The sequence below is a fragment of the Pseudooceanicola profundus genome (assembly GCF_054919315.1).
This window is the reverse complement of the sequence record NZ_CM142898.1, coordinates 2,173,296-2,185,696: the sequence shown is the minus strand read 5'-3', so window position 1 is coordinate 2,185,696 and position 12,401 is coordinate 2,173,296. Positions and strand designations below refer to the sequence as shown.

Below are 12,401 nucleotides of genomic sequence, written 5' to 3'. Positions count from 1 at the left end.
ATTGGCGGAGGAGGTGGGATTCGAACCCACGGTACGCTTGCACGTACGCCGGTTTTCAAGACCGGAGCAATCGACCACTCTGCCACTCCTCCACGGTCGGGCGCCACCGGCGGGTCGTCGGGCCGGGTCCGGATGTCCATACGGGCCGGCAATTGATTCTGAAAGGGTGCCGATCACGAAGGGATTATCTGCCGATCCCCCAGCCCCTGCTTTCCTTGACACATGCAAGCCGCTACACTGCGGCGCAGGCGGCATGGGGCCGCATCAGAGGCAGGACAGCCGGAGAACGGCGCACAGGCGGCAATGACCGCGATCGGGCAGAGGACGAGGCATGACATTCCAAGAGAGCGCGACGGGCCACGAGAGCGCGACGGGCACCCGGACCGGCACCGAGGGGACCGGCGTCCTCCAGAGTGACCTGCGCACCGGCCTGCGCACCACCCGCCGCTGGCGCGGCATCGCTGCCGCGGCCTGCGCCGTGACCCTGCTGGGCGCCTGCCAGGACGGCGGCGATTTCGCGCTCTTCAGCCCCAAGGGCGGTGCCGCCGAGGCCTCGGGCCCGGCGCGCGCCACCAAGCTCGTCGAACGCGACGTCGAGGCGCCGGAGGTCTTCCAGGTGACCGAGGCCGGTCTCTGGGATGGGCGGCCCTCGCTGGGCGGCGTCTGGGTCGCGCACCCCGACGTGAACGATCCGGAGCGGGTCATCATCCGCAACGAAAGCAACGGCAACTTCGTCATCGGCGCGCTCTTCCGCCGGGAACGGGCCATGCCCGGGCCGCGGCTTCAGGTCTCGTCTGACGCGGCGGCGACGCTGGGGATGCTGGCCGGCAAGCCGGTGGAGCTGAACGTGACCGCGCTGCGCCGCGAGGAAGTGGCCGAGGACCCGGTGCCGGCCCCCGCCGAGGCGGAGACGCTGGCAGCACCCGATGCGATCGAGGCCACCGCGCTCGATCCCGCACCCGGGGCCGCCGCGGCCCTTGACGCGGTCGAGGCCGAGAGCCCCCCCGCGCCGGTGATGGCGCCCGAGGCGATGGCCACACCCTCCGCCGCTGCCCCGGCCCCAGCGCCCGCCGCGGCCCCGGCAAAAGCCCCGGCCAAGACCTCGACGCTCTCCAAGCCCTACCTGCAGATCGGCATCTTCTCGGTCGAGGCCAATGCCGAGAATGCCGCCGGGCAGATGCGCAACGCGGGCATGGTGCCGACGATCCGCAAGCAGACTACCCAGGGCAAGACCTTCTGGCGCGTGGTCGTGGGCCCCGCCGCCACGGCGGGCGAACGCGACTCGCTGCTCAAGAAGATCAAGGCGACCGGTTTCACCGACGCCTATGCCGTGACAAACTGAGACGATCCAAGGCCCGGAGCCGCTGGGGCGGCGACCGGGCGGCTTTCAGAAAGAGGCCGACGACGATGATGACCGCCCTTCGCACCCGACCCGCCCGCGCGTCCACGCCGCGCAAGCCGCTCACCCGGCCCCTTTCCCGGCGCCTTGCGCAGCCCCTCGGGCGCAGCGCACGTCTGCTGGCCGGGGCCACGCCGGCCCTTGCTCTGGCCATGACGCTGGCACTCGGCACCGCGCTGCCTGCGCGCGCCTTCGACACCTCGGCCCGGGCGGCCTTCATCCTCGACCAGACCACGAACACGATCCTGCTGGCCAAGGACGCCGACACGCCGATCCCGCCGGCCTCCATGTCCAAGCTGATGACGCTCTACGTCGCCTTCGAGGCGATCCGCGACGGGCGGCTGACGCTGGACGAACGGCTTCCAGTCTCGACCCACGCGATGAACTACGGCGGCTCGACCATGTTCCTCGACACCACGGACAAGGTCCGGGTGGAGGACCTGCTGCACGGGATCATCGTGCTCTCCGGCAACGACGCCTGCGCCGTCATCGCCGAGGCGCTCAGCCCGGACGGGACCGAGGCAGGCTTTGCCCGGTACATGACCCAGCGGGCGCAGCAGCTCGGCATGACCAGCTCCACCTTCACCAACTCGAACGGCTGGCCGCAGGCCGGGCACATGATGTCGGTCCGCGACCTTGCGCTGCTGGCACAGCACATCATCACCGATTTCCCCGAGTTCTACCCGCTCTTCGCGCAGCAGCGCTTCGAGTTCGATGGCCGCGCGCCGCAGAACGTCCACAACCGCAACCCGCTGCTCGGCATGGGGATCGGCGCGGACGGGCTCAAGACCGGCCACACCGAAGAAGCGGGCTATGGCCTCGTGGGCTCCGCCAAGCAGGGCGACCGCCGGGTGATCTTCGTGCTCTCCGGCATGGACAGCACCCGTACCCGGGCCGAGGAGGCACGCTCGGTCGTGAACTGGGCCTTTCGCCAATTCGCCGAAGCTGAGATAGCCACCGCCGGAACCGAGATCGCCCGCGCCGATGTCTGGATGGGGGCGCAGCCCTCCGTCGGCCTGACCGTGGCGCAGGACCAGAAGGCCCTGCTGCCGGTGCTGAACGCCGAAAGCGTCCCCGCGGAGGTGGTCTACAACGGCCCGATCCGCGCGCCGATCAAGGCCGGCGACCAGATCGCCCAGCTGATCCTCAAGCCCGAGGGCCTGCCCGAGAAGAGCCTGCCGCTGGTCGCCATGTCGGATGTGACCACGGGCGGCTTCGGCGTGCGCCTGCGAACCGCATCGACCAAGCTGATCAAGCAATTGCGCGACGGGCCCGAGGGCGGTTTTTGACGGGTTTTGACAGCGGCTCCCGCGCAGCTTAGAGCAGGAGCATGACACAGGGCCTGTTTCTCAGTTTCGAAGGCATAGACGGGTCGGGCAAGTCCACGCAGGCCCGGCGTCTGGCGGAGTATCTGCGCACGCAGGGCCGCGAGGTCGTGCTGACCCGCGAACCGGGTGGCTCGCCCGGGGCCGAGGAGATCCGCCGCCTCGTTCTGGAGGGCGACCCCGACCGCTGGTCGGCCGAGACCGAGGCGCTGCTTTTCACCGCCGCACGCCGCGACCACATGGAACGCACGATCCTGCCCGCGCTGGAGCGCGGTGCCGTGGTGGTCTGCGACCGGTTCGCCGACAGCACGCGGATGTATCAGGGCCTGTCGCGGGGCGACCTGCGCGCGGTCGTGGACAAGCTGCACGCCCTGATGATCGGTCGCGAACCGGACATGACCCTGCTGATCGACATGGACCCGGAAACCGGCCTGTCCCGCGCGCTCGGGCGGCAGGGCACGGAGGAACGGTTCGAGACCTTCGGCGCCGACCTGCAACGCCGGATGCGGCAGGGGTTCCTCGCCCTGGCGGAAGAATACGCCGACCGCTTCGTGGTGATCGACGGCAACCGCACGCTGGAGGCCGTGGCCGCCGAGGTGACGCAGGTGGTCGAGGCCCGGTTGGCGGAGACCCCGGCATGAGCGACCCCGCAGACCTGCCCGAACCCGACCGGATCGAGGGCGCCCCCCATCCGCGCGACACGCCGCGCCTCTTCGGTCAGGCCGAGGCCGAGGCGGGCTTCCTCTCCGCCTATACCGGCGGGCGGCTGCACCACGGCTGGCTGATCACCGGCCCGCGCGGCGTGGGCAAGGCGACGCTGGCATGGCGCATCGCGCGCTTCCTGCTGGCCACGCCCGAGGACGACGGCGGCGGGCTTTTCGGCGCGCCGCCCCCGCCCGAGACGCTGGACATCTCCGAAGACCACCCCGTCGCGGCCCGGATGCGCGCCGGATCGGAACCCGCACTGCTGCGGTTGACCCGCCCGGTGGACGAGAAGACCGGCCGCGTCGGCCAGCAGATCAACGTCGACAGCGTGCGGCGGGTGAAGCATTTCCTGCAGATGTCGCAGGCCGATGGCGGGCGGCGGGTGATCATCGTGGATGCCGCCGACGAGATGAACGTGCAGGCAGCCAATGCCCTGCTGAAACTGCTGGAAGAGCCGCCCGCGCGCACCGTGCTGCTGCTGGTCTGCCACCGGCCCTCCGCCATTCTGCCCACCATCCGCTCGCGCTGCCGCGAGCTGCGCCTGACGCCGCTCGCGCCCTACGAGATCGCCGCCGCGCTGGAGCAGGCAGGCATTGCCACCGAAGGTGCGGAAGAGGCGCTGGCCGCCCTCGCCGCGGGGTCCGTCGGCGAGGCGGTGCGACTGGCGCAGATGGGCGGGGTCGAGATGTACCGCGACCTGCTGGCGCTCTTCCACGACCTGCCGCGGCTGGACCGGGGCCGCGCGCTCGCCCTTGCCGATGGCGCCGCCGCCCGCGGGGCGGAGGAAAAGCGTGCCCTGCTGGTGGCGCTCCTCGACCTCCTGATGATGCGCATCGCCCGCACCGGCGCGACGGGCCTGCCGCCCGAACCGCAGGCCGCCCGGGGCGAAGGGGAGCTGCTGCTGCGTCTGGCGCCCAATCCCCATGCAGCGCGTCGCTGGGCCGAGGCGGCACAGAGCATCGGCGGACGGGTGCAGCACGGGCTGGCGGTCAACCTTGACCCTGCCGCCCTGATCCTTGATACCGTCTTCAAGATACAGGAAACCGCCGCGGGCTGAGGCCCGTCTGGCGCGCCCCACCCCGCAGCCCCTGCCCTTTCGGGCCTGACGGGGCCGCGCATCCAGCATACCGGCAGGGCCCGACCGGGGCCACGCGATCCGGGCACATCCATCCGGGCGGCGCCATCCGGGCGCGCCCCCTCCGAGACAGACATGACCGACCCGATCCAGATCACCGACAGCCATTGCCACCTCGACTTCAAGGACTTCGAAGGCGAACTGCCCGATGTCATCGCCCGCGCGGCGGAGGCCGGGGTGACGCGCATGGTCACCATCTGCACCAAGCTGGCGCAGGAGCCCAATGTCCGCGCCATCGCCGAGGCCCATCCGGGCGTCTTCTACGCCGCGGGCGTGCACCCGATGTCGGTGACCGAACAGCCCCCGGCGACCGTCGACCAGCTGGTGGGCTTCGCCGTCCATCCCAAGTTCGTGGGCATCGGGGAAACCGGGCTCGACTACCACTACACGCCCGAGACGGCGCAGGTGCAGCAGGCCAGCCTGCGGCTGCACTGCGAGGCCGCGGCCCGCACCAGGCTGCCGCTGATCATCCACGCCCGCGATGCGGACGAGGACATGGCCCGCATCCTCGCCGAGGAACACGCGAACGCGCCCTTCTCCTGCGTGATGCACTGCTTCTCCTCCTCCGCCGAACTGGCAAAGGCGGCGCTCGACCTCGGGTTCTACCTGTCGATGTCCGGCATCGCGGCCTTCCCCAAGTCGAAGGAGCTGCGCGAGATCTTTGCCGCCGCCCCCCTTGACCGGATCCTCGTGGAGACCGACAGCCCCTACCTTGCGCCGCCGCCCCATCGCGGGCGCCGCAACGAACCCGCCTATTCCGCCCTGACCGCCCGTGTGGGCGCCGAGGCCTTCGGCCTCGACTACGCGGACTTCGCGGCGCGGACGCAGGAGAACTTCGACCGGCTGTTCTGGAAAGCCGCCGCCTACGAGGCCGCCGCCTGATGAGTGAACTGCGTGCCACGATCCTCGGCTGCGGCTCCTCCGGCGGCGTGCCCCGCCTCGGCGGGCTCTGGGGCGACTGCGATCCGACCGATCCCAAGAACACCCGGCGGCGCTGTTCCCTGCTGGTGGAGCGCGTGGGGCCGGAGGGCACGACCACGGTCCTGATCGACACCTCGCCCGACATGCGCGCGCAGCTGCTGGACGCGGGCGTCGCGCGGCTCGATGCGGTGCTCTATACCCATGCCCATGCGGACCATGTCCACGGCATCGACGACCTGCGCCAGATCGTCTTCAACATGAAGAGCCGCCTGCCGGTCTGGGCCGATGGCGACACGCAGAACGCGCTGATCCAGCGCTTCGGCTATGCCTTTGTCCAGCCCGAGGGGTCGCCCTATCCGCCGATCCTCGACCTGCACACCATCGACGGCGACGTGACCATCGACGGTCCCGGAGGGCCCCTGACCTTCACGCCCTTCCGGGTGAACCACGGCTCCATCGACGCGCTCGGTTTCCGGGTCGGCGGGCTGGCCTACCTGCCCGACGTCAAGGACATCCCTGCCGAGGCCTGGCCCGCACTGGCGGATCTCGAGATCTGGATCCTTGACGCGCTGCGCCGCGATCCGCATCCGACCCACTCGCATCTTGCGCAATCCTTGGGCTGGATCGACCGCATGGCCCCGAAACGCGCCGTGCTGACCAACATGCATATTGACCTCGACCATGCGACGGTCGAAGCGGAGACGCCCGGACATATCTCGGCTGCCTACGATGGCATGACCCTCACTCTCCCACTGGCCTGACCTTCCCATGGAAACCCTCTTCTACGTCGTCCTCCCCGTCTTCCTTGTGATCGGGGCCGGCTATGCCGCGACCCGGTCCGGGGGCATCTCGGCCATCGCCATCGACGGGCTGATGACCTTCGCGCAGAAATACGCCCTGCCCTGCGTGCTCTTCACCGGGGTGGCGCAGCTCGACCTTGCGCAGGCGATGCACCCGGCGCTGCTGGCCTCCTTCTACACCGGGGCGATCGCTGCCTTCGTGGTGGGCTTCCTCGTGGCGCATTTCGTCTTCGGGCGCAGCTGGCAGGACAGCGTAGTGATCGGCTTCATCGCCGAGTTCTCCAACACGATGATGCTGGGCCTGCCGGTGGTGGAACGCGCCTATGGGCAGGACGAACTGAACGCGGCCTACGCGGTGATCTCGATCCATGCGCCGGTGGGCTACACGCTGGGCACCACGGTGATGGAGGTCGTGCGCGCGCGGGAGACCGGGTTGAGCATCGCGCGGCTGCCGTTGCAAATCCTGCGCCAGCTGTCGAAGAACATGCTGGTGGTGGCGCTTCTGCTGGGCTTCATCGTGAACGTCATCAACCTGCCCCTGCCCCAGCCGATCTGGGATGCCATCGCCCTGATGAACCGCGCCGGCCTGCCGGTGGCACTCTTCGCCGTGGGCGGCATCCTCGTGCGCTACAAGCTGGAGGGCGACGGGCGGGTGATCGCGATGATCTGCTTCCTCTCGCTGATCCTGCACCCGGCCATCGCCCTTGGCATGGGGGTCCTGCTGGGGCTGTCGCCCGCGGACCTCCGCGGGGCGGTGATCATGGCCTCGGTGGCGCCGGGCATCAACACCTACGTCTTCGCCTCGATCTACGGGCGGGCGCTCAGGGTCTCCGCCTCCTCGGTGCTGGTGGCGACGGCGACGGCGCTGCTGACCGTGTGGTTCTGGCTCACCGTGCTGCCCTGAGACAGGCCCTGAGACTGGCCCTGAGACTGGCCCTCAGACAGGCCCTCAGACAGGCCCTCAGACAGGCCTGACCTTGCGGCGCGGGGGCTGGCGCCCCCGCAAGCGATGTTTTGCGGCCCTGACGGGCCGCGGCCTCCGGCGGGGATATTTGGGAAACGAAAATGCCCGGTCAGAGCGCCTGGCCATTGGCGTCGAAGAAGATCAGCCGCGCGGGATCGAACGCCAGGCCGGTGGTGGCACCGGGGCGCAGATCGCTGTCGCCGATCACCCGGACGGTCACCTTTTCCTCCAGCCCGCACTCGAGGACGAGGAAGGTATCCGCGCCGAGGTATTCCACCACGTCGACCGTCCCGTCCAACTGGCCCTCCCCGGGGGCGCAGAGGGCGATATGCTCGGGCCGGATGCCGAGGCGGGTGGCCGCGCCCTTGCCCGTCACCTCGCCGCCGCGACCGGCGGGAAGGCTGTAACCGGTGGCCGACATCGTCACAGGCATGACGTTCATCTTCGGGCTGCCGATGAACTGCGCCACGAAGAGGTTGGCGGGGTTCTCGTAGAGGTCGCGCGGGCGGCCGACCTGTGCGATATGGCCGCCTTCCAGCACCACGATCCGGTCCGCCAGTGTCATCGCCTCGACCTGGTCATGGGTCACGTAGATCATCGCCTTGCCGAGCCGCTGGTGCAGCTTGGCGATCTCGTAGCGCATCTCGACCCGCAGCGCCGCGTCGAGGTTCGAGAGAGGCTCGTCGAAGAGGAAGGCCGTGGGGTCGCGCACGATGGAGCGCCCGATGGCGACCCTCTGGCGCTGCCCGCCGGAGAGGTCCTTGGGCCGCCGGTCCAGCAGGGCATCGAGCTTGAGGACATCGGCAGCCGCGGTCACCTTCTGCTCGATCTCGGCCTTCGGCGCGCCGGCCGTCTTGAGCGCGAAGCCCATGTTCTCGGCCACTGACATGTGCGGGTAGAGCGCATAGGACTGGAACACCATGGAGAGGCCCCGCCCCGAGGGCGGCTGATCGGTGACATCGCGCCCGTCGATCAGGATCTGGCCGCGGCTGGTCTCTTCCAGCCCCCCGATCATCCGCAGGAGCGTGGACTTGCCGCAGCCCGAGGGGCCGACGAAGACGACGAATTCGCCCGGTTCGATCTCGAGGTCGATGCCCTTGATGACGACGACGTCGCCATACCATTTCTCCACCGCAGACAGCGTGATTGCAGACATGTCTTATCCTTTCACAGAGCCTGCGGTCAGGCCCTTGGTCATGAAACGTTCCAGCCCGAGGAAGATCACCATGATCGGCAGCGTGGCGATCACCGCCCCGGCCATCAGGTGCTGGCGCGGGATCTCGGAGGAATTGAGCATCGTCACCCCGCGGGTGAGCGTGAATTTCGACGGGTCGTCCAGCAGCATGAAGGCCAGCAGGAACTCGTTCCAGGCGATCATGAACACGTAGAGCGAGACCGAGGCCAGCGCCGGCAGCGCCAGCGGCAGGGTGATCTTCCAGATCACGGCGAGACGCGAGAGCCCATCCATCAGGCCCGCTTCCTCCACCTCGGCCGGCAGGCCTCGGAAGTAGCCCTGCAGCATGTAGAGACCGACGGGGATCGTGGTGACCGGGTAGATGATCACGATCCCGAAGATCGTGTTGCGCAGCCCCGCCATGGAGAAGCCGATGTAGATCGGCAGGGCGAGGACGATCATCGGGACCATGTAGATCAGCAGGATCCCGCGGGAGAAGGCCTTGGCGCCCCGGAAGCGCAGCCGCGCCACGGCATAGGCCCCGGGGATCGAGAAGGCGAGCGTGATGATCACCGTCAGCACCGAGACGTAGAAGGATGTCCAGAGGTAGGTGCCGAAGTTGAAATCCCGGAAAAGCTCGATGTAGGAGCGGAAGAGATCGACGCCCCGGCCGAGGTCGAGCGAGAAGTCGAGCGGGTTCTGCAACAGCGCCTGCTGGCTCTTCAGCGAGGTCATGACCATGACGTAGAAGGGGATGATCACGATCGCGGTGAAGAAGATGTAGCCGAAGCCGGTGAGGAAGCGGATCACCGCGGCCTCGAACACATGGCGGGTCAGCGGCCCGGGCCGCACCCCGGACAGGATCGCGCAGAGCCCGATGCCCGCCGCAAGCGCCGTGACCATCAGCGACAGCACGACCGCCACCGCCCCGGCGCCCGAGCCGATCAGGACCGGCCCCACGCCCGCGAAACTCAGCAGGGCGACCAGCACCAGCATCAGCCCCGAGACCGCCCAGCGGTTCGGCAGGTAGAGCGGCGCCAGCCCCGAGACGAGCCCCGCAATGAGACTGCCGATGAGCCCGGGCCGGAACCCGGCCCCGGTGGCGAAGGACATGGCCACCGCCACCGTCACCGCCACCACGGCCATCCAGAGCACGCCCAGCAGCGCGCCGGTCACATGTCCCTGACGGATCGCAGTCATGCCCGGACCTCCCGGGCCTGCACGGGCCCTATCATCCACTGTTCGAAAATATCCCCGCCGGAGGCTCCGACGGCGCGGCCGGACGCCCGGCCCGTGGTGATCGCACAACGCATCGTCACAGCCCCTCCTCCCGGCTCATGGTCTTGAAGAAGAGGACCGAGAAGATCAGCAGGCAGAGGAAGACCACCACCGCCACGGCGGCCCCGGCCCCGATGTTGGAAAGCGCGAAGGCCTGTTCGTAGACATTCACCGTCAGGGTCCGCGTGCCTGCATTGCCCCCGGTCAGCAGGAAGATGTCGTCGAACTTGTTGAAGGTCCATATGAAGCGTAGCAGGAAGAGGACCGAGAGGATCCCCAGCAACTGCGGCAGGGAGAGGTACCAGAACTTCTGGAACGGCGAGGCGCCGTCCATGTCCGCGGCCTCGTACATGTCGGTGTCGATCGACTGCATCCGCGCGAGGATGAAGAGGAAGGACAGCGGGAAGTAGCGCCAGATCTCGAAGAGCGTGACCATGATCAGCGCCAGCGGCCGCTCGCCGAAGAAGTTGATCGCCTGGGTGCTCACGCCCATCTGCACCAGCAGCGCGTTGGCCGAGCCCGAGAAGGGATCGAAGAGCGTCACCCAGGTGAAGGCCACCGCGATCACCGGGGCCACGTATGGGAAGAGGTAGAGCCCGCGCAGGATGCCCTGCCCGCGGAAGCTCTTGTCCAGCAGCATCGCGGCGAAGAGCCCGACGACCAGCGCACCGACGGTGCCGAAGACCGCGTAGAAGAGCGTGATGCCCAGGACGGACCAGAACTCGCCGCCGTCGAAGACCATGCGGAAGTTGTCCAGCGTGAAGGTGGCGTCGGTCAGCACGTTGCGGCCCTTGCCGGTGACGACGGGCGCACTCGCCTCGGCGGCGGCCTCCACGGCGTCTGCATCGCCGTCCAGCGCGACGGGCACGCGAATGCGGTCGCTGAACCCGCCCTCGATATCACCGAAATCACAGGTCAGCCGCTGGCCCTCGAGGGTACAGGGCCCCTCGATCTCGCCCGCGGGCACGAGGCCCTCGGGCAGCGTATCACTCAGGGTGACGCCCGCGATGGGATCGGTGCGGGAGGAATTGCGCAGCCGGTATTCCACCCGCATGTCGTCGCCATCACCGCGCAGGCTCTCACGGACGATGGGGGCCGTGGGGCGCAGGTCGGCCAGCTCGACCGGCTTGAAGGAAATCCAGAAGATCGCAAGCAGCGGCACGATCACCACGAGGGAGACGCTCACCAGCGTGGGCGCCAGCAGGCCCCAGGCCAGCCGGGCCTCGCGCTTGGCCAGCGGGCCTCGGCGGGTGGGAGGGGTCAGGTCGGTCATGTGGGGGCCGGTCATTGGGTCTGGAAACAGGACGGCCCCGCCGGGAAGGGCGGGGCCGCGTCAGGATCGGCGTTACTGGATCTTGGCCAATTCGTCGTTCATCATCTCGACGGTGGCAGCGGCATCGCGCGCGCCGTCGAGGTACTCCCGCACGGCGCGGTTGATGACCTGCGAGTTCACCATCTTCGAGGCGAGGCCGAGCTGCCCGTCCTTCACGCCCCAGCGCTGCGCGCTGTCGAGGCCCGCGACGATCTCCTCGATCATCTCGGGGGCATAGAGGTCGCCGAGCGGCGCCTTGCGGTCCACGCCCACGGGCAGTTCCGCCCAGGCGTCCGAGAACTCGGTCGAGTTCTCCTCGGTGCCGCGGCGGATCGGGAACTTGCCCTCCGGCGCGATTGCCAGCGTGTTCATGTAGCCCTCGCCCATGGAGTACTTCACGAAGTCGATGGCCTCGTCGATCTCGGCGTCCACGGTGATGCCGAACATGTTCATCTCGGACCATGCGGCGCCATCGGGATTGGACGGCCCGGCGAAGTTGGTGACGATGCCGGTCTTGGAGGCCAGTTCGTCCGACGCGGGATCGTCATTGATCGTGGGCGGGGCGCTGTCGCGCAGGCCGGCCAGCTCGTCGAGGATGAAGGGCGACCAGATGATCATCGCCGCGTTGCCCGCGAAATAGACCTCGCGCGACTGCTTCCAGAAGAGGTCACCCGGGGGCGAGGCCTCGGCGATCTTCTTGTAGAATTCCAGCGCCTCGATGGTCTTGGCCTCGTCCAGCGCCATGAACCCGTCGGGGCCCACCGGCGTGATCCCGTTGGCGAGGAAGACATGCTCAAGCACCTGGCTCATGAAGTTGTCGTCGACCTTGGTTGCGGCGACGAAGCCATACATCTCGGGCGGGTTCGACAGCTTGTCGAGCGCGGCCTCCACGGCGGCGTAGGTGGTGGGCGGCTCCAGCCCGTTCTCCTCGAAGAGGTCCTTGCGGTAGAGGATCATCTGGGTCCAGCCGTCGACCGGCACGGAGGCCACGCCGCCGTCGAAGGCCGCCATGGCCATGGCACCGGGGGCGAAGGTGTCCTCGCCCAGGTCCTCGACCACCTCGGTCGCCGCGTCGTAGTCGAGGATCCCCGCCTCGGCCCAGGGCAGCGCGTATTGCAGCGGGTGATAGATCACGTCCGGCAGGTCGCCGGCGGCGAAGGCGGCGGTGGCACGGGTGCCCAGTTCGCTCTCCGTCACGGGGATGACCTCGACCGCGACGCCGGTCTCGGCCTCGAAGGCCTTGGCCATTTCCTGCTGCTTGGCGAGACGCTCGGGCTGTTCCTCTGTGGTCCAGAACCGCAGGTCCTGCGCCTGCGCGGCTGCGGCGCCCAGAACCAGCGCGAGCGCGGCACTGCTCAGCAGGCGGTGGGGTCGTTGAAATGTCATTC

At 68.8% G+C, this 12,401-nt stretch carries 11 protein-coding genes and 1 tRNA gene; 7 read left to right on the top strand and 5 right to left on the bottom strand.

Translation table 11 applies throughout. The features are described from left to right. Window positions 1-2 precede the first annotated feature (2 nt). Window positions 3-92, bottom strand: a tRNA-Ser gene (locus ACX9MO_RS10030). Between the two features lie 239 nt (window positions 93-331). Here ACX9MO_RS10030 and ACX9MO_RS10025 point away from each other — a divergent pair. The 7 genes from ACX9MO_RS10025 to ACX9MO_RS09995 all read left to right on the top strand — a co-directional run bounded on the left by ACX9MO_RS10025 (window position 332) and on the right by ACX9MO_RS09995 (window position 7,189). Further along, on the top strand, window positions 332-1,342 hold the full coding sequence (locus tag ACX9MO_RS10025) for an SPOR domain-containing protein (protein ID WP_462211739.1): 1,011 nt from the start codon (window positions 332-334) through the stop codon (window positions 1,340-1,342). Window positions 1,343-1,551: 209 nt separating this feature from the next. Continuing rightward, window positions 1,552-2,688, top strand: coding sequence for a D-alanyl-D-alanine carboxypeptidase family protein (locus ACX9MO_RS10020; RefSeq protein ID WP_222494419.1), 1,137 nt, complete (start codon window positions 1,552-1,554; stop codon window positions 2,686-2,688). A 41-nt stretch (window positions 2,689-2,729) separates the two neighbouring features. Next, a complete protein-coding gene (gene tmk, locus ACX9MO_RS10015; protein ID WP_462211738.1) occupies window positions 2,730-3,365 on the top strand; it encodes a dTMP kinase in 636 nt (211 codons plus the stop codon). Then, on the top strand, window positions 3,362-4,486 hold the full coding sequence (locus ACX9MO_RS10010; protein WP_222494124.1) for a DNA polymerase III subunit delta': 1,125 nt from the start codon (window positions 3,362-3,364) through the stop codon (window positions 4,484-4,486). Before tmk ends, ACX9MO_RS10010 begins: the two co-directional genes overlap by 4 nt. Before the next feature lie 153 nt (window positions 4,487-4,639). Beyond that, window positions 4,640-5,446, top strand: a complete 807-nt coding sequence (locus ACX9MO_RS10005) for a TatD family hydrolase (protein WP_222494126.1) — start codon at window positions 4,640-4,642, stop codon at window positions 5,444-5,446. Then, entirely contained in the window at window positions 5,446-6,246 is an 801-nt protein-coding gene (locus ACX9MO_RS10000; protein WP_462211737.1) for an MBL fold metallo-hydrolase, read from the top strand. The genes ACX9MO_RS10005 and ACX9MO_RS10000 overlap by 1 nt, the downstream gene beginning before the upstream one ends. Window positions 6,247-6,253: 7 nt before the next feature. Then, the gene (locus tag ACX9MO_RS09995) at window positions 6,254-7,189 is read left to right on the top strand and encodes an AEC family transporter (protein WP_222494130.1); all 936 of its coding nucleotides are present in this window, start codon (window positions 6,254-6,256) and stop codon (window positions 7,187-7,189) included. Between the two features lie 169 nt (window positions 7,190-7,358). On the opposite strand, the gene ACX9MO_RS09990 is transcribed toward ACX9MO_RS09995, so the two are convergent. The 4 genes from ACX9MO_RS09990 to ACX9MO_RS09975 all read right to left on the bottom strand — a co-directional run bounded on the left by ACX9MO_RS09990 (window position 7,359) and on the right by ACX9MO_RS09975 (window position 12,399). After that, window positions 7,359-8,405: an ABC transporter ATP-binding protein gene (locus ACX9MO_RS09990; protein WP_462211736.1), complete on the bottom strand. Its 1,047-nt coding sequence runs from the start codon at window positions 8,403-8,405 to the stop codon at window positions 7,359-7,361. Between the two features lie 3 nt (window positions 8,406-8,408). After that, on the bottom strand, window positions 8,409-9,623 hold the full coding sequence (locus ACX9MO_RS09985) for a carbohydrate ABC transporter permease (protein ID WP_462211735.1): 1,215 nt from the start codon (window positions 9,621-9,623) through the stop codon (window positions 8,409-8,411). A 115-nt stretch (window positions 9,624-9,738) separates the two neighbouring features. Next, window positions 9,739-10,974 (bottom strand): carbohydrate ABC transporter permease, encoded by a 1,236-nt coding sequence (locus tag ACX9MO_RS09980; RefSeq protein WP_462211734.1) that lies wholly within the window; start codon window positions 10,972-10,974, stop codon window positions 9,739-9,741. Between the two features lie 72 nt (window positions 10,975-11,046). Continuing rightward, window positions 11,047-12,399: an ABC transporter substrate-binding protein gene (locus ACX9MO_RS09975; protein ID WP_462211733.1), complete on the bottom strand. Its 1,353-nt coding sequence runs from the start codon at window positions 12,397-12,399 to the stop codon at window positions 11,047-11,049. Window positions 12,400-12,401 lie beyond the last annotated feature (2 nt).

Excerpts from the sequence above, each read along its gene's own strand:
- ACX9MO_RS10025 (WP_462211739.1), top strand. The coding sequence starts at position 332 with ATGACATTCCAAGAGAGCGCGACGGGCCACGAGAGCGCGACGGGCACC.
- ACX9MO_RS10020 (WP_222494419.1), top strand. The coding sequence starts at position 1,552 with ATGACGCTGGCACTCGGCACCGCGCTGCCTGCGCGCGCCTTCGACACC.
- tmk (WP_462211738.1), top strand. The coding sequence starts at position 2,730 with ATGACACAGGGCCTGTTTCTCAGTTTCGAAGGCATAGACGGGTCGGGC.
- ACX9MO_RS10010 (WP_222494124.1), top strand. The coding sequence starts at position 3,362 with ATGAGCGACCCCGCAGACCTGCCCGAACCCGACCGGATCGAGGGCGCC.
- ACX9MO_RS10005 (WP_222494126.1), top strand. The coding sequence starts at position 4,640 with ATGACCGACCCGATCCAGATCACCGACAGCCATTGCCACCTCGACTTC.
- ACX9MO_RS10000 (WP_462211737.1), top strand. The coding sequence starts at position 5,446 with ATGAGTGAACTGCGTGCCACGATCCTCGGCTGCGGCTCCTCCGGCGGC.
- ACX9MO_RS09995 (WP_222494130.1), top strand. The coding sequence starts at position 6,254 with ATGGAAACCCTCTTCTACGTCGTCCTCCCCGTCTTCCTTGTGATCGGG.
- ACX9MO_RS09990 (WP_462211736.1), bottom strand. The coding sequence starts at position 8,405 with ATGTCTGCAATCACGCTGTCTGCGGTGGAGAAATGGTATGGCGACGTC.
- ACX9MO_RS09985 (WP_462211735.1), bottom strand. The coding sequence starts at position 9,623 with ATGACTGCGATCCGTCAGGGACATGTGACCGGCGCGCTGCTGGGCGTG.
- ACX9MO_RS09980 (WP_462211734.1), bottom strand. The coding sequence starts at position 10,974 with ATGACCGACCTGACCCCTCCCACCCGCCGAGGCCCGCTGGCCAAGCGC.
- ACX9MO_RS09975 (WP_462211733.1), bottom strand. The coding sequence starts at position 12,399 with ATGACATTTCAACGACCCCACCGCCTGCTGAGCAGTGCCGCGCTCGCG.